The 23,455-nt window shown below is 39.8% G+C and carries 22 protein-coding genes; 13 read left to right on the plus strand and 9 right to left on the minus strand.

Annotation, left to right across the window (positions count from 1 at the left end):
- The first annotated feature begins 9 nt into the window (after positions 1–9).
- From ACFFIP_RS13290 to ACFFIP_RS13315, 6 genes are all read left to right on the plus strand, one after another.
- On the plus strand, positions 10–1,671 hold the full coding sequence (locus tag ACFFIP_RS13290) for a COG1470 family protein (protein ID WP_382388147.1): 1,662 nt from the start codon (positions 10–12) through the stop codon (positions 1,669–1,671).
- 86 nt (positions 1,672–1,757) lie between these two features.
- Entirely contained in the window at positions 1,758–2,489 is a 732-nt protein-coding gene (locus ACFFIP_RS13295; RefSeq protein ID WP_382388148.1) for a hypothetical protein, read from the plus strand.
- Positions 2,490–2,603: 114 nt separating this feature from the next.
- Positions 2,604–3,344, plus strand: coding sequence for a DUF6503 family protein (locus ACFFIP_RS13300; RefSeq protein ID WP_382388149.1), 741 nt, complete (start codon positions 2,604–2,606; stop codon positions 3,342–3,344).
- Between the two features lie 58 nt (positions 3,345–3,402).
- Positions 3,403–3,879, plus strand: coding sequence for a DUF2062 domain-containing protein (locus tag ACFFIP_RS13305; RefSeq protein ID WP_382388150.1), 477 nt, complete (start codon positions 3,403–3,405; stop codon positions 3,877–3,879).
- 147 nt (positions 3,880–4,026) lie between these two features.
- Positions 4,027–4,236, plus strand: coding sequence for a YgaP family membrane protein (locus tag ACFFIP_RS13310; RefSeq protein ID WP_382388151.1), 210 nt, complete (start codon positions 4,027–4,029; stop codon positions 4,234–4,236).
- 161 nt (positions 4,237–4,397) lie between these two features.
- The gene (locus ACFFIP_RS13315; RefSeq protein ID WP_382388152.1) at positions 4,398–5,807 is read left to right on the plus strand and encodes a Gfo/Idh/MocA family protein; all 1,410 of its coding nucleotides are present in this window, start codon (positions 4,398–4,400) and stop codon (positions 5,805–5,807) included.
- 220 nt (positions 5,808–6,027) lie between these two features.
- Here the strand turns inward: ACFFIP_RS13315 and ACFFIP_RS13320 are convergent, their stop codons facing one another.
- The 5 genes from ACFFIP_RS13320 to ACFFIP_RS13340 are packed head-to-tail and all read right to left on the minus strand — an operon-like array spanning position 6,028 to position 9,482.
- Positions 6,028–6,486, minus strand: coding sequence for a DUF4268 domain-containing protein (locus tag ACFFIP_RS13320; protein ID WP_382388153.1), 459 nt, complete (start codon positions 6,484–6,486; stop codon positions 6,028–6,030).
- Between the two features lie 5 nt (positions 6,487–6,491).
- On the minus strand, positions 6,492–7,355 hold the full coding sequence (locus tag ACFFIP_RS13325) for a ChaN family lipoprotein (RefSeq protein WP_382388154.1): 864 nt from the start codon (positions 7,353–7,355) through the stop codon (positions 6,492–6,494).
- Positions 7,348–7,713, minus strand: coding sequence for a dihydroneopterin aldolase (gene folB, locus ACFFIP_RS13330; RefSeq protein WP_382388155.1), 366 nt, complete (start codon positions 7,711–7,713; stop codon positions 7,348–7,350). Before folB ends, ACFFIP_RS13325 begins: the two co-directional genes overlap by 8 nt.
- Positions 7,713–8,561, minus strand: a complete 849-nt coding sequence (locus tag ACFFIP_RS13335; RefSeq protein ID WP_382388156.1) for a DivIVA domain-containing protein — start codon at positions 8,559–8,561, stop codon at positions 7,713–7,715. Before ACFFIP_RS13335 ends, folB begins: the two co-directional genes overlap by 1 nt.
- Before the next feature lie 12 nt (positions 8,562–8,573).
- On the minus strand, positions 8,574–9,482 hold the full coding sequence (locus ACFFIP_RS13340; RefSeq protein ID WP_382388157.1) for an eIF2A-related protein: 909 nt from the start codon (positions 9,480–9,482) through the stop codon (positions 8,574–8,576).
- 38 nt (positions 9,483–9,520) lie between these two features.
- Between ACFFIP_RS13340 and ACFFIP_RS13345 the strand changes: the two genes are divergently transcribed.
- Complete coding sequence (locus ACFFIP_RS13345) at positions 9,521–10,150, plus strand: 4'-phosphopantetheinyl transferase family protein (protein WP_382388158.1); 630 nt, start codon at positions 9,521–9,523, stop codon at positions 10,148–10,150.
- 43 nt (positions 10,151–10,193) lie between these two features.
- The gene (locus tag ACFFIP_RS13350; RefSeq protein ID WP_382388159.1) at positions 10,194–10,781 is read left to right on the plus strand and encodes a redoxin domain-containing protein; all 588 of its coding nucleotides are present in this window, start codon (positions 10,194–10,196) and stop codon (positions 10,779–10,781) included.
- Here ACFFIP_RS13350 and ACFFIP_RS13355 read toward each other — a convergent pair.
- The 3 genes from ACFFIP_RS13355 to ACFFIP_RS13365 all read right to left on the minus strand — a co-directional run bounded on the left by ACFFIP_RS13355 (position 10,778) and on the right by ACFFIP_RS13365 (position 14,547).
- Positions 10,778–11,635, minus strand: coding sequence for a transglutaminase-like domain-containing protein (locus ACFFIP_RS13355; RefSeq protein WP_382388160.1), 858 nt, complete (start codon positions 11,633–11,635; stop codon positions 10,778–10,780). The two genes, ACFFIP_RS13350 and ACFFIP_RS13355, sit on opposite strands and share 4 nt — an antisense overlap.
- A gap of 192 nt (positions 11,636–11,827) precedes the next feature.
- Positions 11,828–13,456 (minus strand): acyl-CoA carboxylase subunit beta, encoded by a 1,629-nt coding sequence (locus tag ACFFIP_RS13360; protein WP_382388161.1) that lies wholly within the window; start codon positions 13,454–13,456, stop codon positions 11,828–11,830.
- A gap of 293 nt (positions 13,457–13,749) precedes the next feature.
- Positions 13,750–14,547: an N-acetylmuramoyl-L-alanine amidase family protein gene (locus ACFFIP_RS13365; protein ID WP_382388162.1), complete on the minus strand. Its 798-nt coding sequence runs from the start codon at positions 14,545–14,547 to the stop codon at positions 13,750–13,752.
- A gap of 67 nt (positions 14,548–14,614) precedes the next feature.
- On the opposite strand from ACFFIP_RS13365, the gene ACFFIP_RS13370 reads away from it, so the two are divergent.
- On the plus strand, positions 14,615–17,380 hold the full coding sequence (locus ACFFIP_RS13370) for a putative LPS assembly protein LptD (RefSeq protein WP_382388163.1): 2,766 nt from the start codon (positions 14,615–14,617) through the stop codon (positions 17,378–17,380).
- 9 nt (positions 17,381–17,389) lie between these two features.
- On the opposite strand, the gene ACFFIP_RS13375 is transcribed toward ACFFIP_RS13370, so the two are convergent.
- Entirely contained in the window at positions 17,390–18,538 is a 1,149-nt protein-coding gene (locus ACFFIP_RS13375; RefSeq protein ID WP_382388164.1) for an acyltransferase family protein, read from the minus strand.
- 504 nt (positions 18,539–19,042) lie between these two features.
- Between ACFFIP_RS13375 and ACFFIP_RS13380 the strand changes: the two genes are divergently transcribed.
- From ACFFIP_RS13380 to ACFFIP_RS13395, 4 genes are all read left to right on the plus strand, one after another.
- Positions 19,043–20,038, plus strand: coding sequence for a fasciclin domain-containing protein (locus ACFFIP_RS13380; RefSeq protein ID WP_382388165.1), 996 nt, complete (start codon positions 19,043–19,045; stop codon positions 20,036–20,038).
- A 342-nt stretch (positions 20,039–20,380) separates the two neighbouring features.
- A complete protein-coding gene (locus ACFFIP_RS13385) occupies positions 20,381–21,460 on the plus strand; it encodes an efflux RND transporter periplasmic adaptor subunit (protein ID WP_382388166.1) in 1,080 nt (359 codons plus the stop codon).
- Positions 21,461–21,462: 2 nt separating this feature from the next.
- Complete coding sequence (locus tag ACFFIP_RS13390) at positions 21,463–22,722, plus strand: ABC transporter permease (RefSeq protein WP_382388167.1); 1,260 nt, start codon at positions 21,463–21,465, stop codon at positions 22,720–22,722.
- Position 22,723: 1 nt separating this feature from the next.
- On the plus strand, positions 22,724–23,410 hold the full coding sequence (locus ACFFIP_RS13395) for an ABC transporter ATP-binding protein (protein ID WP_382388168.1): 687 nt from the start codon (positions 22,724–22,726) through the stop codon (positions 23,408–23,410).
- Positions 23,411–23,455: the final 45 nt, after the last annotated feature.

The raw sequence follows: 23,455 nt of genomic DNA on the forward strand, positions 1-23,455 counted from the left end.
TTCACATTTATGAAAAATTTGAATCAAATTTTCTTCAGGAAGGCCGGTCTGGTTTTCTTGATTTTTGCTTTTTATTCCTGTCAGGATTTGACAGAGATACAGCAAGACCTGGAAAGCCTTGATAGGCAAGCAGTAGTAGACATGTTAAGCAATAAGTTTGAAGGAGAATTGCCACCTTCGATGGTCCCTTTAAAGGATTATTCATTCAATCAAAGGGCAAGTACTTCATCTTCTGAATCCAGTTTAGAGGATGATATTGTGGCAACTTTAAGACCGGAAGAAAGTCATACGCAAACGCTAACCGGAAAAATCAATGGAGCACCCTCAACAGGAGATGTCATGTTCACCCTAGACCTCACAGGAAGCATGGGAGGGGTCCTTAATACTGCAAAAATAAATTCAATTAATATCATGAATGCTCTACGGGGTTTGATTCCAGATACGAATTTTGGTGCCATTTCTCATATGGATTATCCAGGTAGCTTTAGTGGCTGTGGATATTCCAACGAATATGGATGTATTACATGTGGAGATTATCCTTATAGATTGGATGCTAACCTTAGTTCTGATTTAACAAATACCGCAAATGGAATTAACGCCATGGTATTAGGAAATGGCTCTGATGGGCCAGAGAATTATACAAGGCCTCTTTGGGAACTATACAATGATGAAAGTTTAAATTGGAGGACTGGATCCAAAAAAATTGCCATATTTTGGTTGGATTATATACCCCATGATTGCAACGTATTTGGTCTAATCGGTATTAATGGTTTCTCAACTGGTCCTGACCCAGGAAGAGATGGTGTAGCGGGAACTTTAGATGATTTGGAATTTGTAAAAGTTCTTGACGATTTAAAAGCTAATGGTATAACCTTAATAACTTTAGTCTCTGGAGGATGGCCTTTATCTAGCGAAGTTTTTCAATTGTGGAAAGCCGCTTCTCAACTCACAGGAGGTGATGCTTTCCCATTTAACGCTTTCAGTCCTGATGTAGCAGATTTTATAGCTGGAATCATCGCAGAGAATCTGAATAAAATAGATGATTTAAGTATTGCGTCTTGTGACCCAACTTATGCATCTTGGTTGACTGGTGTTTCGCCAAGTTCTTACAATGACCTTGTTCTGGATGAGCCTTTGGAGAAAAATTTTGATGTCACGATTACTGTTCCTGAAGGTACAGCGCCGGGGGAATATACATTTGACCTTTGTTTGGTAGGGGATGGTGCGGAATATGCTAGGACTTCTGTGACAATTACCGTTCCTGATCAGAATATTTCTGTCGCTTTTGATGTGCATCCCGGCAGCTGTCCGAATCCGATACAGTTAAGAAGAAACGGGGTGATTCCAACTGCGATTTTGGGATCTTCTGACCTAGATATCCAGAATATAGACGTTTCAACGGTGACATTGGAGGGGGTATCTCCGGTAGGGTATGCGTATAGTGATGTTGCTACACCATTCGATCCTATTATGGATAAGCCACTAGAATCTAGTGCATGCCATACACTAGGAAGTGATGGCTACGAGGATTTGACCCTCCGTTTTAATGCTCAGGAAATTATCGGGACTTTTGGAGATGTGTCATCAGGTGATGTAATCAAGGTGAAAATCAGGGGTAAAATGTTGGATGGATCGGACTTTGAAGGAGAGGATGTCATTATTATCCGTTAAAGATCAAAGAATTCATTTTTTATTAGAGGTTGATCACAAATCAACCTCTTTTCTTTTATTTTTGATCTTTCAATGATTTCTAGAAGATGAGAAAGGTTCTTTTAAGTATAATAGTTGTTTTAAGTTTATTTTCCTGTTCCACCCGTGACAAGCAGGCAGTTTCAATTATAGAAAAGTCCATTGAAGCCCATGGAGGGATGAAGGCCTGGGAAGAGGTTCAGTCCATCAAGATGGTCAGGGATATCTGGATGTTTGACGAATCAGGTGATACAGAATCCAATGTCAGACAGGAAAATGAGTTTCGCATCAAACCTTTCTTCGAAGCCAAAATGAGCTGGGAAAAGGACAGTATTCAACATAGGGTAGTGTTTGATGGCTTGAAAACCCAATATTGGATGGGTGCCAATGAAATCCAAAATGAAGGTTTTTTGGCGGCTAAAAAAAAGGATATTGATGCGGCTTTCTATGTGCTCACTAAGCCATTTGATCTCTTGGGCGAAGACAAACACCTGACCTATGAAGGTATAACAGAGCTTCCCGGAGGGGTAATGATGGAAACTGTCAGGGTAATCGATGGGGACCCAAAAGATCCAAATGTGGATATATGGTGGTATTACTTCGAGCCGAGGACCTTTGAAATATTTGCTTACAAAGTTAAAACAAGTGATCATTTTAGCTTGGTCTATAATCAAGGCTGGGATAAATCTTTAGGTATCCTGCTTCCTGCCAGAAGAGAAAGCTTCAGGGTGGATTCTTTGGGGAACCATGTGTATCGTAGAGCGCTTTATGGTTATGGGATGTATCAAATTGGCAGTTGAAATGACCGATAATCTAATTACTAATTACTAATTACCAATAAACTAATTACCAATCAACTAATCACTAAGTCTAAAATTGCCAGTTGAAAAATAAGCTTTATAAATCATAAAAATATGCGCACTATCCTTTATCTATTTCTAGTCTTTTCTGTTCTTTCTTCCTGTGAAACGAAATCTGAGGCCCAAAAAATAGTGGATCAATCCATCGCTGCACACGGGGGAAAGCTTTTCGAAAAGGCCAAAATCAGCTTTGATTTCAGGGAAAGAAGCTATGAGATATTCAAATCCCCAAGCAGGTTTGAATATGTTCGTCAATTTTCGGATTCAACTGGTATAATCAAGGATGTGTTAAACAATGAAGGCTTTAAAAGGACAGTTAATGGGGAAAGTGTAGAACTTCCTGAAGATAGGGTAAAAGCATTCAGCAATTCGGTCAATTCAGTGGCTTATTTTGCTTTTTTGCCCTATGGTCTGAATGATGCGGCGGTTTTTAAGGAGTATTTAGGGGAAACCAATATTGATGGGAAGGATTATCACCTGGTGAAAGTTACTTTTTCCGAGGATGGCGGAGGAGAGGATCATGATGATGAGTTTTTATATTGGTTCAATAAAGAAAATTCCTTGATTGAATATATGGCCTACTCTTACCATACTGATGGTGGGGGAGTACGCTTCAGGAAGGCCATCCGTCAACATGAAGTGGATGGGCTGATTTTGTTGGATTATGAAAACTACAAACCGGCAGATAAAAACACCCCTGTGGAAGACATGGAAACTTTGTATAAAGCAGGTGAATTGGAACTGCTTTCAGAAATCCTCTTGGAGAATGTGAAAGTATACTTTATGGAAAAATAACAGACAAGGGTGAAAGTTTATCTCAGGGTTTTGATCCAAACAATTACCTGATAACTATATGTCCTTCAATCTAAGAAAGCCATGGGCCAAACTTACCCTACTTTTCAAGCAAGGATTGTCTCCCAAACAATTGGCTAATTCCATGGCTTTAGCTTTTTTAATTGGTGTTTTTCCAATTTATGGAACGACCAGTCTAATCTTAACATTTCTGGCGATCAGGTTCAAGCTCAACCTTCCTTTGATATTGTCAGTCAATTATTTGTTAACGCCACTGCAGCTTTTGTTGATCATTCCATTCATCAGGGCAGGGGAGTTTATTTTTGGTTTTGATAATTTAGACCTAAGTCTAGAGGGTTTACAAGCCTCATTTGAAGCAGGTTATTTCAAAGCAATTTCCCAGTTTGCAGACCGTTTGGCGATAGCAATTGGAGCTTGGGGTCTGCTCGGAATACCTCTATACTTGATGGTCTATTTGACTGTGTTTTATGCCTTAAAAATGTACAAGGTATCTAAGTCTTCTACAACGACTTCCTGAAAGAATTGATTTGATAATTCCCTTTATTTTTTCGACTGATTCAATTCCGAATATTATTTCACAAATTCATCAAAAGTTTGTAAATTAAAGCGAATTGATCATTAAATCCAGGTTTTCGTTGTTTCACCCTTTAACCAAAATCCACCCATGAAAAAAAATCTTGGAACTCCCGATAGGGTTGTCCGCTTGGTGCTGGCCGCTATTGCTGCTTACCTTTATTATTCAGGAACCGTTACCGGTACATTTGGCCTTGTTTTGGTAATAGCCACTGTCATTTTCCTGATAACCAGTGTTATCAGTTTTTGCCCTTTATATGCCATTTTCGGGATCAATACTTGCCCTATTAAAAAAAGTTAGACTGAGCAATAAGATTGTGTAAGGAAAGGCAAGCCTGCGAAGACTTGCCTTTTTTTATCATTTTTCAATAGATTATTATCAGGTGTAAGGCATAGCCAAGATTATGCCTTAAATTCAGGTCAGTTATTAAATGTTCAATCCATTCATATTTTCATACACCCATGAGCAATAACCGTAGAGATTTCCTCAAATTAGCAGGTCTTGGTTTGGTAGGATCCGCCATGCCAAATTTTGCACAGGCAGAAAGTCCGAAGCAACTTTTACAACTTAGTCAGAGAAACCACCTCCAGCATTTCAATATGAGTGGCTATGCCGCACCAAAGTTGGCTACCGTACGGGTAGGCGTGATCGGCCTTGGTCAGCGCGGGCCGGGAGCTGTGGACAGATTAAGTAAGATAGAGGGGGTGGAAATCAAAGCGCTTTGTGACCTGATCCCTGAAAGGGTTGATAAAATGAAGGCGAAGCTTGAGGGCACCAAGCACAATCCGGAGGGCTATTCTGGCAATGTGTATGCCTGGAAGAAATTGGTGGACAGGAATGACCTGGATTTGATTTACATCACTACACCTTGGGACTGGCATACCCCGATGGCAGTATATGCCATGGAAGCGGGCAAGCATGCAGCCGTGGAAGTCCCTGCAGCCAAGACATTGGAAGAATGCTGGCAATTGGTAGAAACTTCTGAGCGTACTAAAAAGCACTGCATGATGTTGGAAAACTGCTGCTATGACTTTTTTGAATTGATGACCTTGAGTATGAAAAGGGATGGTTTCTTTGGTGAAATCATCCATGGAGAAGGTGCCTATATCCACGATTTGTTGTGGCTGAATTTCAAAAAAGATACTGAAGGCGGCTATCAGGACATGTGGAGGTTGAAGGAAAATTACCGGGATGGCAACCTATATGCCACACATGGATTGGGGCCAATATGTCAGATTATGGACATCAACCGGGGAGATCAGATGGATTACCTGACTTCCCTTTCTTCCAATGATTTTCATATGGCCAAAATGGCCAGGTCTTTAGCGGAAAAGGATAATTTCTTTGGACCATTTGCCGAGAAAAAATACGGTGGTAATATGAATACCACCATCATCAAAACTAAAAAAGGCCGATCTATCATGATCCAACATGATGTCACTTCCCCAAGGCCATATTCCAGGTTGCATACTGTTAGCGGAACTGAAGGCTTTGCACAGAAATATCCCGATCCAAAAGTCGCCAAAGGGCATAGTTGGATGAAAGCAGAAGAAGTAAAAGCCTTGGAAGAAAAATATACGCCTGAAATCGTCAAAAAAGTAGGGGAATTGGCCAAGCAAATAGGAGGCCATGGAGGGATGGACTTTATGATGGACTGGCGTCTGATCGATTGTCTGCGCAATGGGCTTCCCTTAGACCAAGATGTGTATGATGCTGCTTTGTGGTCAGCTATTTCCCCGTTGAGCGAGTGGTCTGTGGCCAACAGGTCCAACTCCATCAATATTCCTGATTTCACAGGCGGTTCGTGGAAATCCAACAAACCTGTTGAAATTACTCTTAAAGGTGGAGGGACGACCAAAGTGATTGTGTAAAAGTGACCATTGAGGGTTTTTGTAAAACCTCGAAGTTTTAACAGGTAAGACTTTGCTTTCCCTAAAAATTTTGTAACAGGTTTTGCTGATAAGAAAACCTTTGAGGTCCAAGCGTCTCGGCGTGAAAGACCTCAAGGGTTTTGAATTTTTGAATTTGAAGCTTGTTGCTTGGAATTCGAAAGTTGGAGCTTGAAATTTGAGAGTTGAAGTTTGTATTTTTTTACAATTCTTCAAAAGCTGGTTTCATATTGCACCAAAAAGCATCCAACCCGATGATCCTGGGTTTTAAAAATGAAATGATCTGTGGCCAATCTTCCTTTTGCATGATGTTGACTTTAGGTAAGATTTTTTGGATTCTGGAAATAATCTTGCCTGTTTCATCTTGAACATGCATTTCCCAAACCCAATCTTCTCCTAATTCGCTTTCCAGTATTTTTTTGAATTCCTCAAATTGTTCAAAATACAATTGTTGAAGTTCAGTGTCATTATGCGTGATTTCTACTCCTATGGATGCATAACCTCTTTCAGCTTTCATTCTGAAATAGATATCTTTGATACCTGTTTTGTAATTCTGCCAATTGGTCCTGTAGCCTTCTGCATTTGGCACAGGCTTCATGTATAGGCCAAAAGCAGTCCAGAAATCTTTTCGGATTTTTGCCGTTTCAGCTTTACTATACATCTACTTCAATAACTTTTTGGACCGTCAATTGGAGTTACTATAATAAAATCTGCGGTGGGTTTGGACTTCTCATCCAAACTAGAGAGGTTTTCCTGTTCCACAGTATTGATAGTCAGGATTTTGGTAGTAGGGTAATCTCTTTTCAGATACCAGACAATCCCTTCATAATGATTGGAATGGTAGGAACCATTGATGTGAAGGATGGTTTTTCCTTTTTCGAGGAATGGATAAAGAGAATTCGCCATAGTGGCATCTTTCACTGCCTGTGCTTCTACCATAAAATCCGCATTCATGCCCGAACCGTGCATCATATCTTTCATGCCTACATATCCCGAAAGTGTTTTATCAACTTCAATAGGAAGAGGCGCGAAATATTTTTTAGCTTCTTCACTCAATTCTGCCAAAGCATCTAATCCCTCTCGGCTGACCAATGAAGCATATTTTCTAGGGATATTGGAACCTATAAACGGAATATTGTTCTTTTTTGCAAAAAGCATCAACGGTTTGTAATCCAAGGCATAATTGTTCCACAATTTGGCTTCTGCTTCAAAGTTTTTGTCTGTCATTTTCCCGGCAAACCATTCATCGATGTTCAATTGGTCGTCTCTCTCAAAAAATTCACCTGAGAGGATAAGATCCTTTTTTTCTGCATGTAAGTTTTTCAATAATTGTAACTGAAGCCAATGGGCCATGCCGTTATTGTGCAGTTCTCCAAAGAAGACTACCTCATGTTTAGCTACTGCTTGTGCAAGGGTCTCGAAATGAACTTCCTCTCCTTCTTTTGTAAAAATTCTATAGGAAGTAGTTTGTGCAAAACTTAATTGTAAACCGCATAAAAACGCCAATAATGTCAAAAGGGTTTTATTCATAATCTTCAGGATAATTAACTGTTACAACTGAGTAATTGACTACACCTCCCAGTGCAGGATTATGCTTTTTGATCGTGATGATGACAGATTTGAGGCTGGGATAGGCTACCAAGATATCTTTAATCATCAGATGGGCCAAATGCTCCAACAATTTTACCGGTTCCTGCATGTGGGATTGCGCAATCTTATAGAGCCCCACATAGTCCACGGTATGGCTCAGGTCATCATCAAGCATGGCCTTTTGAAAGTCTGTTTCCACATGAATATCCACGGTAAACCGGTTTCCTAGTTTGGTTTCTTCGGAAAAGACACCGTGGTATGCGTGAAATTCAATTCCTTCTAATGAAATTTTCCCCATCAGTCTAAGTTGTCAAAAAATGATCCTTCTTTGTTTTGCTTGTGTTTATTTTCCTCCGCTTCAGTTTTGGATTCCTCTACCTCTAATCTAGGTTCTTCAATTGGGGCTTCTTTACTAGATACTTCTTCAGAAGTTACTGTTTCCTCAGTTTCCATCGTTGCTGGCACGTCTTCTAAATCAGAATGAGCAGTCTGTTCGCTAACTGCTTCTAATTTATTGGAAGTGTTGTAGATCAACTCCTCCTTTTGATGTATTTCAGCGATTTTTGCAATCGTGAATGAATCATTATTTTGGAGTTCTTCTACCAAATCTGCATGAACCTGAATATTCACTTTTTTAAAGGTTTCATTTGAATCCGATATACTTTGTTCAAGGTCAGCAGATAGTTTTTCAAGATTTTTAAGAATCAATACCCTTTGCTGAATAAGCTTCTCATAATTTTCCAATGTCCCATTGACATCCGCTCTGAGGTTATTCAAAATTTCCTTAGCTTTTGCTTCAGCAGATTCCACAAGGTATTGTGACTGATTTTTGGCATCCTGCAGCATGCTGTTTGCATTTTGGTGTGCTTCGGCCAGAATTTCCTCAGATGCTTTATTGGCTTCCTCGATGATACTGGCGCCAGTATCTTCGGCAGTTTTCAGTGTTCTGAAAAGAGATTCTTCAACATCCTTGAGTTTTTTAGCCTCCCTTTCGCTGTTTTCAACCCTTCTTTCCAGTTCATTTTTTTCCAGAACCAGCTTGTCCCATGCTTCGGCTACTGATTGTAAGTAGGCAGTAACTTCATCTTTATCATAACCTCTGAAATTTTTCTCAAAGGATTTTTGGCGGATTTCTGCAGCAGTCATGTGTGTTATTGGTTAAAGGTTAATGTGCCAGATAGATATATTTCTATCGTCACTGACCGAAATTATCTGATGGTTATAAGTGCTCCAAAGCACTTTGTTGATAGAAGTACCGTGTCCGGCATGTCTAGCTTTATCTATAACTTTCAAGAGCTTTAGATTATTGCTGTCCCAAACTTTTATAGACTTGTCCATACTACAGGTAACAAAGTAATTCCCATCTTCCCGGAAGGAGAGGTAATTGATGGCAAACATGTGTGCCACTATGGATTCCTGTAGTGAGTAATTTTTTGTTTCCCAGAAATTCAAGTGGGCATCTCTTCCCCCGCTGATTAAAACTGGTTTGTTTGGAGCGTAATTAAGGGCAAATACTGAATTATTATGGGCTTCCAAGTTATGGATAGGACTATGGTCTGCCAGGTTGAAAATTTTAATGGAATGGTCACTCATTCCTGCTGCCAATTGCCTTTTTGTAGGATCGATGGCAAAAACCCGCACACTTTTTTTACTGATTTTAAGGTGTTTTTTTACCGAACGCTGTTCAATATCTATGATAATGATGATACCGTCACCTGTTCCTACATAGAGCTCGTTTCCTATTGCCTTAAGGTCAAATATGGATTGCTCAGTGATCTTAATAGACCAGATTTCCTTGGATTTTTCAAGATCGATGACATGAATTCCTTCAAAGTTATGACCTATAAACAAGAGGTTTCTTTCCTTATCTACTTCCAAAGCATAGACAGAGTGTGCAACCTTTGCCATAAGTCTACCATCCTTTGGATTGTCAAGATCCCATTCTACAACCATTCCATCGCCAGATGCAGTATAAAAAAAACGAGGATCAGGACCTTCTACCAAGGCATAGATACAATCGTTGTGACCAGTAAGCGTATGAAGTTTGTTAACTTGTATATTTGACATAAATTGCATTGATTAGCACTATAACCCCAATCGGGCCTATGCAAACAAAAATAGAAAAAATTAGTCCTTTATCAGCTTTGGCTGTCAATAATATTGAAGAAGTTTCACAGAATGGGGTTGATTTTTTAAGTTTTCGTGAGAAATTATCTTTCGCCAATATTTCCAGAGTTGATAAAAGAGTAGAATGGAAAGGGGCAAGAATTGCCATTAAATCTGCTTTAGAGTGTATCTCCTTGCCATATCCTGGTTTTTTCAAGGATGAGCACGGCAAATCCCATCCTATGGATGGGTATGGATATGTTTCCCTCACCCATACCAAAGGAATAGCTGCGGCTATTTTTCATAAAGATATGCCTGTCGGAATCGATCTTGATTTTGTCCGTGAAAAAGTAGTGCGTTTGGGACCTAAATTTCTAGACCCATCTGAAATAGCATTTCTTGACAATGATCCGGTTCTACACACCATAGCTTGGTCTGCAAAAGAATCAATTTTTAAATGTCAGGGAAAAAGGGGTATCAGCCTTAAAAACAACATCCTTTTGGAGCCTTTTACCCTGAATGACTCAGTGATCATCGGGAAGGTCTATCAGTCAGATTTTTCAGATCACCATTACCAAGTCAGGGTTGATAGGGAGAAGGATATTGTACTGACTTATACAATTTGGTAAAGTCTTTGTGTGTATATTTGATAAGCATAAAAACTAAGCATTCATGAAAAAAGCATTTGTAACCTTGTCCCTCTTTTTGTTCGTGGGTTTTCAGGCCAATGCACAGAGGGTTGAAAATTTCCAGTTGAACGACGTTCTGTCAGGGAATGAATTTACATTGAACGCTCATAGTGAAGCAAAAGGGGTGGTACTGATCTTTACCAGTCTCAATTGCCCATTTTCAAAGTTATATGAAGACAGAATAGTGCAACTTCATCAGACGTTTTCCTCTGATGGGTTTGTTTTTGCTTTGATCAACCCGCATATCAATGTCGATGAGGGAGAAAAGCCTGAAGATATGAAAGGCAGAGCTGCAGAAAAAAACATTAATTTTCCATTTCTTGCTGATGCTGATCAAGGAGTGGCCAAGCAGTTGGGGATTACCAAACTTCCGGAAGTTTTGGTAATTACGCCAAGTCCAACTGGTTTTTCAGTGGCTTATAGAGGAGCAATAGATAACAATCCTCAAGTAGCAGCAAGCGCAAATATCAAATATTTGGAAAGTGCTCTTCACGCCATACAGAACAGAAGAAATCCAAGTCCATCCTCAAGTAGGGCAGTGGGCTGTAACCTGAAGTTATTGAACTATTAGGTTTCAGGATTTGATTCAATGATAATTTCCAGAAGCTGCTTGACCTCTTCAACCTTCTGAAGTTCTCCGAGTTTCTCAAAAGCCACCATCAGATTCCGAAGTGATCTGGCAATAATGTCGATATTGGTACATGGTTCGAAAAATTCAGGTCTGTGTTCAATTTTCAAGTGGTCCAGATAATTGATGATATCCTGTTTACTAAATATCAAGCCTTTATTGAAAGCGTTGATGTAAAACGAAATATCTTTTGACTTATAAGTCAGAACAAATAGATTAGGGAGATTGACACCATAAACAGGTAATCCAAGCTTTTGAGCCACCAATAAATAGATGGCGCAAAGACTGATTGGGTTACCTTTTTTTGTTTCCAGAACATTGCTAAGCATACTATTGCCTGGAGAATGAAAGTTCTTGGTGTTGGCCGAAAATCTCAGTTGACCGAATAGTATACCGTTGATAATCCTGATCTGCTCATAGGGGAGAAGGTCATTTTTGAATGCTGTCCATACATCAAAATAAATCTGATGCATATCGGCATTGAGTTTGTCAAATTCAAGATCTGGATATTGATAGGTGTTGAGAATCCAAAGTCCGGTAAGCAAGTCCTGATCGGGACTCTTTTTCCAATCTGATAACCTTTCTTTCAGTTGGGAAAACTGAAGATCGTGAACCAACTCTTCAATTTCTTTTTGGATATCAGGATTGAAACTTGTTTCCCATTTTTTTTCCAAAAAAGGGATAATCTCACTTCCCAAAGAAATGATTTTATCACGAACATGGTTTTTCACTTCTCTGTCAGTATCATCCAACAATGAAACCAATGCATCCAATTCCTTTTCTGATAAATTTTCCATCGTTATTCCAAGGACTTCAATTTACAAAATAACAGGTGGAAAGGGAATGAAGTTTCCTTGAAAGTCAAGAAAAAATCAGGTATCAGAATTATAATTAGGTGTAATTGTTTGCATTTCAGAGAACTTGTCTAAAAAAAATGACAGGCCATTGAAAAAATGCCTGTCATTAATGTCATATCATTTAGATTTTGTTTAGGTCTGGATTACACCCACATTGAATCTTTCTGTGATAGGGGCATGGTTGGCGGCTTCGATGCCCATGCTGATCACTTTTCTTGTTTCCAGTGGATCGATTACGCCATCCACCCAAAGTCTGGCGGCTGCGTAATAAGGACTCAATTCCTCATTGTACTTATCGGTTATTTCCCTTAGAAGTTGTTTTTCGTCTTCTGGAGATATTTCCTTTCCGGATTTTTTTAGAGAAGCCACTTTGATCTGTAACAAAGTTTTAGCAGCCGATGCCCCACTCATTACTGCCATTTGGGCGGTTGGCCAACTGTAGATCAATCTCGGGTCATATGCTTTGCCGCACATGGCGTAATTTCCTGCCCCATAAGAGTTACCGACAATGATGGTAAACTTTGGGACAACTGAATTGGCCATGGCATTGACCATTTTTGCGCCATCCTTGATGATTCCGCCATGTTCTGCCTTGCTTCCTACCATAAAACCAGAGACATCTTGCAAGAATAGCAATGGGATTTTTCGTTGGTTACAGTTCATAATGAATCGTGCAGCCTTATCTGCCGAATCAGAATAGATGACACCGCCCATCTGCATCTCACCTTTTTTATTCTTGACGATCTTTCTTTGGTTGGCAATAATACCGATAGCCCATCCGTCTATTCTGGCAGTACCACATAAGAGTGTCTTGCCATAGTCTTTTTTGTATTCGTCAAATTCTGAGTCGTCAACCAATCGGGAAATGACATCATGCATATCATAAGGTTTAACCCTGTCAGAAGGGAAAATACCATAAAGTTCATCCATGTTTTTTGCAGGTTTTTTGGCTTCAGCCCTGTCAAAGCCTGCTTTTTCATAGTCTCCTATTTTGTCAAAGATTTTCCTGATAGCGTCCAGACATTCCTGATCGCTGTCATATTTGTTGTCTGTGACACCGGAGATTTCACAATGTGTGGTAGCTCCGCCCAGTGTTTCATTGTCCACAGTTTCACCAATTGCTGCTTTGACTAAGTAAGAGCCAGCCAGAAATATGGAGCCTGTTTTGTCCACAATCATGGCTTCATCTGACATGATGGGGAGGTACGCACCTCCTGCCACACAGCTTCCCATGATGGCGGCCACCTGAATAATGCCCATTGAAGACATTTTGGCGTTGTTTCTGAATTGACGGCCAAAATGCTCCTTATCAGGAAAGATTTCATTTTGCATAGGAAGGAATACACCCGCACTGTCGACCAAATAAATGATGGGTAGGCGGTTTTCCATGGCTATTTCCTGAGCGCGAAGGTTCTTTTTGGCAGTCATCGGAAACCAAGCTCCTGCTTTAACGGTGGCATCGTTGGCCACAATCATACACATTCTGCCTGACACATAACCGATGCCGGTCACCACACCTGCAGAAGGACAGCCGCCTTCTTCCTCATACATGCCGTCAGCAGCCAATGCGCCAACTTCAAGGAAGTCAGAGCCTTCGTCAGTAAGGTAACTGATCCGCTCTCTAGCGGTCAATTTACCTTTTTCATGTTCTTTGGCAATTCTGGATTTGCCGCCTCCTAGTTTGACAGCTTCCAGCTTTTTATGGAGTTGGAAAAGTAATTGTTTGTTCTGGTCTTCGTTTTTATTGAACTCAATATCCATAAAATTATTTTGGGTTTAGTTTTCTCTGATGCTAAAATAAGGTATTCTCCCAAACGTAAAAAATTATTTATATGCACCGTCAGACTTCTTGTTGATAATGCTAATAGTCCATCCGAATCAAAAACCTGCTCCAAAAATTTTGACCTTAAACTGAAATCTCATCATTCTGGCGTTTGTGATTTTCAGTTGGGAGTTTAATCCTTGAGTTTTGTAATTTGGATATTGTGATTTGGATTTTGGTTTTTGAGTTTTTGCCTTTGAAATTTGAAATTTGTCATTTGTCATTGGTAATTCTATATCTCTTCCAGCTCTTCTTTATAAGCTTTAATGGATCTGTAAATGGCTGAAGCCAAATAAGCCTGGTTGTCTTTATTATTGAGGAATCTTTCCTCATTGGTATTAGAGATAAAACCAAGTTCGATCAAAACAGATGGCATGCTTGTCGTCCAAAGCACATAAAAAGGAGCTTGTTTAACACCACGACTCGATCTGTTGACTCTTGATGTAAAATCATCTTCAATTTTTGCGGCCAAAGAAATGCTGTTGGAAATATATGCTTTGTGCGTCAGGTTGAACATCATGTAGGATTCAGGGGAGGAAGGATCAAAGCCTTCATAATTTTCCTGATAATTTTCTTCAAGGGTAATCACTGAGTTTTCCCTTTTCACGATATCAAAGTTGGCCTCAAAGTTTTTCGTACCCATGACGAAGGTTTCGGTACCATAGACGCCCTTATTTGCAGCCGCATTGCAATGTATGGAGATGAACAAATCTGCCCTGTTTCTATTTGCAATATTGGATCTTTCTTTCAGTTCCAGGAAGACATCTGATTTACGGGTGTAGATGACTTCCACTCCAGGAAGGTATTCTTCAATATATTTTCCTACCTGCAAGGCTACTGCTAAGGTGATGTCTTTTTCCTTAGAATAGGATCCGAGTGCACCGGGATCTTTACCGCCATGACCCGCGTCTATAACTATACGTCTGAGTCGATCAGGTGCTTTTGGGCCGTCTGCTGAAAATCCGGAAAAAAGGAAAAAGAAGGTTACTAACGAAAATATAAGAATATTTTTAACTTTGAATCGTTTCATGCGTGTGAATACTATTAACTTTGCCCGCGTAAAATTTATAAATTTTTAAACAAATAGAAATTAATAAGTGCGTAATACTTGGATCTGTTTGCTTGTCATTACTCTTCTTTGGGCTTTGCCCCAGGTTGGCTTTTCTCAACAAAGGTCCAGAACTGTTCCTGAAAGGGCTGTTGTCGCTCCTGATTCTGTACTTAATCCGGCTGCACTTAGCTTTCCCCAGCTAGATTCCTTACAGCTGATACCTTCAGACACCTTACCCAAATCAGACACTACAAATGTAGTGCCTAAAGGTGATATTCAAACTACTATCAATTATTATGCTGAAGATAGTATCATTACGGATTTTACCCAAAACAGGGTTTACCTTTATAATGAAGCTTGGTTTGAATATGGAAATATTCGCTTAGATGCGGATCTTATTATCATTGATTGGGACAAAAGTGAACTTTTTGCATCAGGGATAACCGATAGCTTGGGAAATATTCAGGGTAATCCGATTTTTAAAGAGGGGAATTCCACTTACGAAATCCGCAAGGAAATGCGGTATAATTTCAAAACCCAAAAGGCCATTATCAAAGATGTGGTGACCGAGCAGCAAGATGGTTTACTGAGAGGACAAACCATCAAAAAGGATCAGGACGGGAGCATTTACCTCGATCATGGTTATTATACTACCTGTAATTTGGCCACACCCCACTGGCATATCAGTGCCGCAAAAATCAAATCCATAAGAGGCAAACAGGTGGTTACAGGACCTTTCAACCTCTATTTCAATAATATTCCAACACCAGCGGGTTTGCCATTTGGGATTATTCCGGACACACCTGATGAGAAAGCATCGGGGATTGTTTTCCCTTCCTATGGCCAAGAGAGGATCAGGGGTTTTTTCCTTAGGAACTTTGGCTACTATTTCGCCTTCAATGATTACATCCACACCCGGATAACAGGCGATATTTACACGCAGGGAGGTTATGGGGCCAAAGCTGCCACCATTTACAAAAAGAGATATCGGTATAACGGCTCTTTTGATTTTGACTATCAAAAGTTCAAAAGTCCTGAAACAGAACTCAATCCACTTGATTATGATACTTTCTGGGTTAGGTGGAGCCATCAGCCGGAATCAAGAGGGAATTCCAGGTTTTCAGCATCCGTTAACGCAGGTACCACTAACTATAATAACGTGGTCGTTAACCCTAATAGTTTTGTCAATAACGTCAGGTCAGAATTCTCATCCAATGTTTCCTATAGCAAAACTTTTCAGGGCACACCTTTTAGTTTGTCCGCCAATTTGAGACACTCCCAAAACATGCAGACAGATGAGGTGAATATCATTCTACCTGATATCGCCATCAATATGAACAGGCAGAATCCGTTTCAAAATGTCAAATTTGAACCTTTGAAAACATTGAATATTGCCTGGAATTTCAGTTTGCAGAACTCTATCAACAATAGGATTACACCAACATTTGGAGTTCAAAACGAAGTGTTGCAACGTGCACAGGGAGAAACCTTGGTCAACAGGCCAAATGTTGTTGATTTTACCTTGGCCAATTTGCCCCAATTACTGAGAGATGCTGATAACGGTGCCAGAAACACGATTCCGGTTACTTCTAACTTTACCTTATTTAAATATTTCACGGGTACAGCCTCAGTGAATTTGACGGAATTATGGTATTTGGAAAGAATCAATTTTTATTACAATCCCGTAGAGAATAGGGTTGACAGGATTTTGGAGAATGGTTTTAACAGGGTGACTTATTATAACTCCTCATTTGCGCTGAATACCAATATCTATGGGTTCTATAATTTTAAAAACAAGAAAAGAATAGAGGCAATCAGACATCACATGCAGCCTTCTTTCGGCTTTAATTATACTCCTGATTTCTCAAATCCGGCTCTTGGCTATTACCAAGAGGTTCAGGTAGATGCAGAAGGACGAGCACAATTGTTTTCAAGACATCAGGGTTTTCTATTTGGCGGGGCGCCTTTGGGTGAATCCAGGTCTTTGAGCATGAACTTGAGGAATGTACTGGAGGCAAAGGTGAAAACAGACCAGGAAACAGGTGATGGCAGTACCAAAAAGGTTCCTTTGTTGCAGTCGCTTAACTTGTCTTCCAGTTATAATTTTGCGGCAGATTCTTTTAATCTGGCACCATTAAATTTCAATACCCGTACTTCCTTTTTTGAAGACAAATTATCGGTAAACCTTTCCGGTAATATAGATCCATATGCTACTAGGACAATCACTAATGCAGAGACCGGTGTTTCTACTACCCGTAGAATCAATGAGTTTGCTTGGTCTAGAGGTCAGGGAATAGGAACCCTGAGGTCATTGCAGATGAATATCAATGGTAACGTCAACCCAAACCGTTCCGGCAGAACGCCCGGAGAGGTCAGGGAAGATATTACCAATGACTTTTTACAACAGGGGGGGATTATGAACGAGTTTGTCGAAAATGAGATCAACCGAATTGTCAGTGATCCTTCACAGTATATTGATTGGAATATTCCATGGAATCTTGGCTTTGGTTATAACATCGCCTACACCAAGAGTCAAAATGGCCAGGCCACAGTCACTTCTGCCATTAATATCAATGGAGATCTGAGTATTTCAGACAAATGGAAAATCAACTTCAATGGTGGTTATGATTTCAGAACAGCGCAGATCACGCAGACTATGATAGGCATAGCACGTGACCTGCATTGTTGGCAGATGAATGTCAACTGGATTCCTTTTGGAAGATTTACTTCTTACAATGTGGATATCAGAGTGAAATCATCTATCCTGCAGGATTTGAAAGTTTCCAGAAGAAGGTCATTCTTTGACCGTTGATCTGCCTGATCAGACTTTGATGTAGATTTTTCTTTTGTCCATCCAAAGTCCGATTGCCCAAATCAGTAGCATGTAGGCAATGGAAAATAGAAGTGAGGCATCTTTGGGTCCCAACCAACTTGTGAAAAGGTTTTGATAAAGAATGCCTTTTATACTCTGATCTCCGATTCTGATCTCATTGAATAGGGTGATGATTACGCCTGAAAGTATGTAGAGAATTAATGGATTACGTCCAAATACTTCCAAAGGATAGGTCCAGTCTCTTTTTTGCCATACTTCAATTACCATTATTAGGAAACCAAGTACAATAAGGTCAAGGCCAACGGTCAATAAGACATAGGAACTTGTCCAAATCTTCTTGTTGATTGGGAAAGCCATATCCCAAATAAGGCTAAGGACAATCAGGCCCAATGTGTATAACAATATTTTTTTGACAGTGTCGGCATTATTGCCATTATTTTGGATGAATTTTCCTGCCCAAAAACCTGCAATAACATTGACAACAGATGGAAAGGTGCTTAGTATACCTTCAGGTTCAAAAGGTACACCTTCCCCTGTATAAAGATTTTTGACATCAATTAACCACAGATCCAATTTGAGGGCTGCATTGCCATTTAACGAATAAGGATCTTGTGCATCACCAAAAAAATACATGGCAGCCCAATATCCAATTAGAGAAACAGCACTGAATACCACGGCCCCTTTGTTGCCCAGGTAGTATAGGACAAGTGAAGCCACCATGTAGCAAAGCGCAATCCTTTGAAGAACTCCCAGAAGCCTGACTTCTCCCCAATTGATCATTGTATACCCTGTTTCACTACTGTAATCATAAAAAGGGAAGGCGTTGAGCAGCCAGCCAAAAAGAAAGATCAAAGCAGTTCTTTTAAATACTTTTTTCAGAAAAGCACTTTGGGGAAGTTTTTCCATTTTTTTCATGCTGAAACTCATGGCATTGCCTACCACAAAAAGGAATGTAGGAAATACCAGGTCAGTAATGGTAAATCCATGCCAATCAGCGTGCAAGAAAGGGGCGTAGATATTTGACCAGCTTCCAGGGGTATTCACGATTACCATCAGTGAGATAGTGAGACCCCTTAGTACATCAAGTGCTAAATACCTATCCTGTAAAGGAACTCCTAAAGGTTTTTGTTGAGTCATTGTGATTTTGGGTTTTATGAAATATTGTTTTGGGTGATTTAACTTTCTCGAAAATTTAAGAAAAGATTTTTATAATAAAATATTTTTTTTTGCTTAAACTATGCAGCTTCTTCTTTGGAGAGTATGTCTTGAAATGTATTTAAGTGATTGGTTATCAATTCAATGTATTGATAGTGTGATCGATTCTTCCAATGTTTCTAGTTTTCATGTTTTACAGATGTATTTAAAAAGTAAAATTTTAAATCCTAATGGCGTCCATTTAGATTGGGAGTTTTTAAAATAAGGTGACTCTACAAGGTTATCGTGAAGCAAGGCTACTTTGGCTCATTAGTGGACATTTGACCTGAGTCTCAAATTGAGATTTAATTCTATGTCATTTTTTATTAACCATCTGAAATTCAATTTAATTTACCCCAATTATTTTTCATTTTGACAAAACTTTTTTTGGCACATAAAGTTCTGTGGTTGTTTTATTACAAATACATAACCATAAACCACAAGAAAATGAATGTGAAACCAATAAAATCAATTTTAGCAGCGCTGTTGATTATGGTTGCTGCTATTAGCTGGAGTTGCTCTGATCTGGAGCAGGAAACCCAATTGTCTCAGGACACTGAAGGTGCAATGACGCTTGTTGAAGTTTTGAAATCAATAGAAAACGGTGTAGAGGAAGATGGAGTAGAAAATGCCAGAAAGAATGCTGGCGCTACCTATGCTACCTTCAATGCTGCCTTGGGAAGTTCAGGTCTGGCCTCTGTATTCGCCAGAAATGAGCTGACAGTATTTGCACCTACAGATGCTGCATTCGCTGCATTAGGATTAAATCCGGGCAATATCAGAAGGCAACCTAATTTGAAGGAGATTTTACTTTACCATGTGGTGGGTGGAACTGTGCTTTCTACTGATTTGAGAAACGGTTTTGTTCCTACAGTGAATGGAGCAGCAGTCGAAATCAATTTGAACGATGGTGCAATAGTCAACAATGCAAATATCGTGATGGTAAACAAAAGAGCCAGAAATGGTGTGATTCACGGAATAGACCAGGTGCTCTTGCCTCCTACCCAAAACATTGTTGAAATTGCATTGGGAGCAGACCCAGAATTTACAATTCTTGTTGCTGCTGTTCAAGCTGCAGGTTTTGGAAATTTGTTGGCAACAACCAATAATCTGACTGTCTTTGCTCCAACCAATGCAGCTTTTGGGGACCTTTTGGATGAATTGGGTTTTCCAAGTTTGGAGGCATTGATCGACGAGGATACAGGAATAGGAATTGCTGGTTTGCAGCGTGTTTTGGCTTATCACGTATTTGCGGGAAGGGTATTTTCTAGCGACCTTTCCAATACGACCATCGAGATGTTTTCAGGGGATGATTTAGGTATTGATATCAGCGGACCAAAATTGATAGATTTTAGAGAAAGAGAAGCTGGAATTGTTGCTACAGATATCCAAGCTACCAATGGTGTGATCCATGTAATTGATAAAGTGATCTTACCTTTTTAATGAATTGAAAAAGCCGGTATAAGCCGGCTTTTTGATTTTTATGTAAATCCGCAATGATACCATTAATCATTATAAATGCGGTTTTTAACCATACTGATATTTATTGATATTGGATCCGTCTCGGCGGACAAGTTATTCATGGATATTGATTCTAATATACAGGTAAATTTTATGCAATTAAGTTAGTGGTATAATTGCGGATAATCATATTGATTTTAATCAGAATTAGCCCAAGCATTCCTAAGCCAATTTTTTACCTGATCTGTCCTGCCAATTAAAGTAAGCCAAAACTATTTTTTTTCTCCAAGACAGGTTAAATTAGCCTAAACCAAACCAAGCACCATGAGACTCCGGGTTTATACCTTATTTTTTTTGATCCTGATCCATTATTCCTGTGGGCAAAAAGAAGAAACAGTATATCCTCAAAGAGAAAATATTTCTGAATCGGTTTTTGCCTCCGGACTTGTCAAAGCCAAAGATCAGTACCGGGCTTTTGCCAATACTTCAGGGATTTTGAAAGCCCTCTATGTTCAAGAAGGAGAAGGAGTTAACGCAGGCGAAGTTATTTTGGAAATCACCAATGAAACTACCCGGCTTAATAGGGAAACTGCGGAATTGGTTAGGGCTTATACCGACCGCAGGGAAAATATGGCCAAGTTGAAAGATCTCGAAATCAACATAGAACTGGCCAAGAATAAGTATGAAAATGATTCCATTTTGCTGGAAAGGCAAAAAAAACTATGGGCTCAGGGAATTGGAAAAGCAATCGATCTGGAGCAGAGAGAGTTAAATTTTGAAAATTCCAAGACATTGTTCAGGTCCTTCAAGCTCCGCTATGAGGATTTGAAGAGGGAAATTGATTTTAACGAAAAAAATGCAGGTAAAAGCTTGGCCCTTTCCAGGTCATTGGAAAGTGATCTTCTCTTGAAAAGTAAAATAGATGGTAAGGTTTATGCGCTTTTGGTAGAAGTTGGGGAGATGGTCAATCCACAAACACCCTTGGCCATTATTGGAAGTGCAGAGGTGTTTATTTTGGAAATGCAGGTAGATGAGTATGATATCGCCAAAATCAAAACAGGGCAAAGAATACTGGTCACCATGGACAGCTACCGTGGGGAAGTGTTTGAAGCAAAGGTGAGTAAAATCAACCCTATAATGGATGAACGTAACAAAAGCTTTACCGTAGAAGGGGAATTTGTCAAAAGACCGGAAACACTTTATCCCAACCTTAATTTTGAAGCCAATATCATCATCCAATCCAAGGAAAATGCATTGACCATACCGAGGGCATTCCTTCTGAAAGAGAAGTTTGTGATTGATACCCAGGGGGATTCTGTTCTTGTACAAACGGGTATCAAAGACTTACAGAAAGTAGAAATCCAGAGCGGGATTGATGAAGCCACACAACTCAAAAAGCCATAATCATGCGGTTTGCCCTGATTGCAGAAATAGCGCAAGCACTGATGATGGCTAGGATCAAGCAGACCATGGTGGCAGCTGTGGGTGTCACTTTCAGCATCACCATGTTTATTGCTTTGTTAGGCTTTATGAACGGTTTGAATGATTTATTGGATGGTCTTATTTTGAACCGTACCGCCCATGTCCGTTTTTATAATGATATCAAACCTAATGAGGAGCAGCCGGTAACGCTTTCGGAAGATTTTAAAGATTTTCACAATATCATCCGTTCCGTGAAGCCTTCCGTGAGCAGGGTAAGTATTTACAACAATGATGCTATCATCCGGACCCTTAAAGAGGACAAAAGGATTTTGGGGGTGGCTTCAAAAATTTCTGTTCAGGTTTTTTTCAATGTGGGCAATGTGGATATCCCGGGGGTGTTAAATGGTATAGAAGTGGAAGAGGAAAATCGCCTATTCGCCTTCAGTGATTATGTGGTGGCAGGAAATTTTATGGACCTTCAATATACTACCAATAGTATCATTCTGGGAAAGGGTGCGGCAGATAAGATGATGGCGGAAATTGGAGATTATGTACAGATTACCACCGCCCAAGGGAATAGGCTGCTGTTAAAGGTAGTAGGTTATTATCAGTCAGGAATTGGGGAATTGGACAATCTACAATCTTATGTGTCTTTGGCCACCGCCCAAAAAATGTTGGGAGAAACTTCTTCCTATATCACAGACATTCAGGTCAAATTGCATGATTTAAATCAGTCTCCGGCCTTGGCCAAAGAATACCGATCTACCTTTGGGATTGATGCTGATGATATTCAGACCGTAAACGCTCTGTTTGAGACAGGTTCAAATGTACGGTCCTTGATCAGTTATGCAGTGGGAATCACCTTGTTGGTGGTGTCGGGTTTTGGGATTTACAATATCCTGAATATGATGATCTATGAAAAAATGGATACCATCGCTATTTTAAAGGCCATTGGGTTTTCCGGTGCAGATGTAAGGAATATTTTCATCAGCATAGCGGTTTCTATAGGGTTTGTAGGCGGGCTTTTGGGATTGCTTTTTGGTTTTTTGGCCTGTTTGGGCATTGAAAGAATCCCTTTTGAAACCGAGGCCTTGCCCACCATCAAAACTTATCCTGTGAATTTCAATCCCAAATATTATTTAATCGGAGGGATTTTTAGTTTGGTAACCACCTATATGGCCGGGTTTTTCCCTTCACGTAAGGCAAGTAAAGTAGATCCTGTAGAAATCATCAGAGGAAAGTAATATGGATGGTCAAAAGGTAATTGAAGCCAGAAAGATTAATAAATTCTTCTACAGTCCTGGGAAGACCCAAGTGCTCAAAGAGGTTACCTTTTCGGTTAAAAAAGGTGAATTTGTGTCTGTCATGGGAAAGTCCGGATGCGGCAAGTCTACCTTGCTCTACATCCTTTCTACCATGGATACAGATTACGAAGGAGAGTTATATTTAGATGGCAATCTGATTACTGGTCAATCATCCAATTACCTGTCCCATTTGAGAAATGAAAAAATCGGGTTTGTTTTTCAGTTTCACTACTTGATCCATGAGTTTTCGGTGCTGGAGAATGTGATGATTCCTGGGCTTAAACTCAATCAGAAATCAAGGGAAGAGTTGGAGCAAATCGCTATGGAAAAGCTAAAGGTTTTCGACATGCAGGACCATGCACTCAAAAAGGCCAATCAATTGTCAGGAGGGCAAAAACAAAGGGTTTCCATTGCAAGAGCCTTGATGAATAATCCCCTAATTATTATGAGTGATGAGCCGACCGGAAATCTGGATAAAAAGAATTCAGATTTGGTATTAGGAATATTTAAAGAGCTTGTCCAGGAATTTCATCAGACCATGCTGATGGTTACCCATGATTTTGATATGGCCTCAAAAACTGACAGGACCATTGTCATGGAAGACGGCATGATCATTTCCCATGGATAGAAGCAAGCTGGAGGATTCATCCTTTCATTTTATCTTATTGGGTTA

Source organism: Fontibacter flavus (assembly GCF_042432905.1).
In the GTDB taxonomy this organism is placed as follows: Bacteria; Bacteroidota; Bacteroidia; order Cytophagales; family Cyclobacteriaceae; genus Fontibacter; species Fontibacter flavus.

What these genes read in the sequence shown, in the direction of transcription:
- ACFFIP_RS13375 (WP_382388164.1), bottom strand. Translation starts at nt 18,538, where the DNA reads ATGACTCAACAAAAACCTTTAGGAGTTCCTTTACAGGATAGGTATTTA.
- ACFFIP_RS13350 (WP_382388159.1), top strand. Translation starts at nt 10,194, where the DNA reads ATGAAAAAAGCATTTGTAACCTTGTCCCTCTTTTTGTTCGTGGGTTTT.
- ACFFIP_RS13300 (WP_382388149.1), top strand. Translation starts at nt 2,604, where the DNA reads ATGCGCACTATCCTTTATCTATTTCTAGTCTTTTCTGTTCTTTCTTCC.
- ACFFIP_RS13365 (WP_382388162.1), bottom strand. Translation starts at nt 14,547, where the DNA reads ATGAAACGATTCAAAGTTAAAAATATTCTTATATTTTCGTTAGTAACC.
- ACFFIP_RS13310 (WP_382388151.1), top strand. Translation starts at nt 4,027, where the DNA reads ATGAAAAAAAATCTTGGAACTCCCGATAGGGTTGTCCGCTTGGTGCTG.
- ACFFIP_RS13360 (WP_382388161.1), bottom strand. Translation starts at nt 13,456, where the DNA reads ATGGATATTGAGTTCAATAAAAACGAAGACCAGAACAAACAATTACTT.
- ACFFIP_RS13295 (WP_382388148.1), top strand. Translation starts at nt 1,758, where the DNA reads ATGAGAAAGGTTCTTTTAAGTATAATAGTTGTTTTAAGTTTATTTTCC.
- ACFFIP_RS13380 (WP_382388165.1), top strand. Translation starts at nt 19,043, where the DNA reads ATGAATGTGAAACCAATAAAATCAATTTTAGCAGCGCTGTTGATTATG.
- ACFFIP_RS13290 (WP_382388147.1), top strand. Translation starts at nt 10, where the DNA reads ATGAAAAATTTGAATCAAATTTTCTTCAGGAAGGCCGGTCTGGTTTTC.
- ACFFIP_RS13320 (WP_382388153.1), bottom strand. Translation starts at nt 6,486, where the DNA reads ATGTATAGTAAAGCTGAAACGGCAAAAATCCGAAAAGATTTCTGGACT.
- ACFFIP_RS13355 (WP_382388160.1), bottom strand. Translation starts at nt 11,635, where the DNA reads ATGGAAAATTTATCAGAAAAGGAATTGGATGCATTGGTTTCATTGTTG.
- ACFFIP_RS13390 (WP_382388167.1), top strand. Translation starts at nt 21,463, where the DNA reads ATGCGGTTTGCCCTGATTGCAGAAATAGCGCAAGCACTGATGATGGCT.
- folB (WP_382388155.1), bottom strand. Translation starts at nt 7,713, where the DNA reads ATGGGGAAAATTTCATTAGAAGGAATTGAATTTCACGCATACCACGGT.
- ACFFIP_RS13335 (WP_382388156.1), bottom strand. Translation starts at nt 8,561, where the DNA reads ATGACTGCTGCAGAAATCCGCCAAAAATCCTTTGAGAAAAATTTCAGA.
- ACFFIP_RS13305 (WP_382388150.1), top strand. Translation starts at nt 3,403, where the DNA reads ATGTCCTTCAATCTAAGAAAGCCATGGGCCAAACTTACCCTACTTTTC.
- ACFFIP_RS13345 (WP_382388158.1), top strand. Translation starts at nt 9,521, where the DNA reads ATGCAAACAAAAATAGAAAAAATTAGTCCTTTATCAGCTTTGGCTGTC.
- ACFFIP_RS13340 (WP_382388157.1), bottom strand. Translation starts at nt 9,482, where the DNA reads ATGTCAAATATACAAGTTAACAAACTTCATACGCTTACTGGTCACAAC.
- ACFFIP_RS13385 (WP_382388166.1), top strand. Translation starts at nt 20,381, where the DNA reads ATGAGACTCCGGGTTTATACCTTATTTTTTTTGATCCTGATCCATTAT.
- ACFFIP_RS13395 (WP_382388168.1), top strand. Translation starts at nt 22,724, where the DNA reads ATGGATGGTCAAAAGGTAATTGAAGCCAGAAAGATTAATAAATTCTTC.
- ACFFIP_RS13315 (WP_382388152.1), top strand. Translation starts at nt 4,398, where the DNA reads ATGAGCAATAACCGTAGAGATTTCCTCAAATTAGCAGGTCTTGGTTTG.
- ACFFIP_RS13325 (WP_382388154.1), bottom strand. Translation starts at nt 7,355, where the DNA reads ATGAATAAAACCCTTTTGACATTATTGGCGTTTTTATGCGGTTTACAA.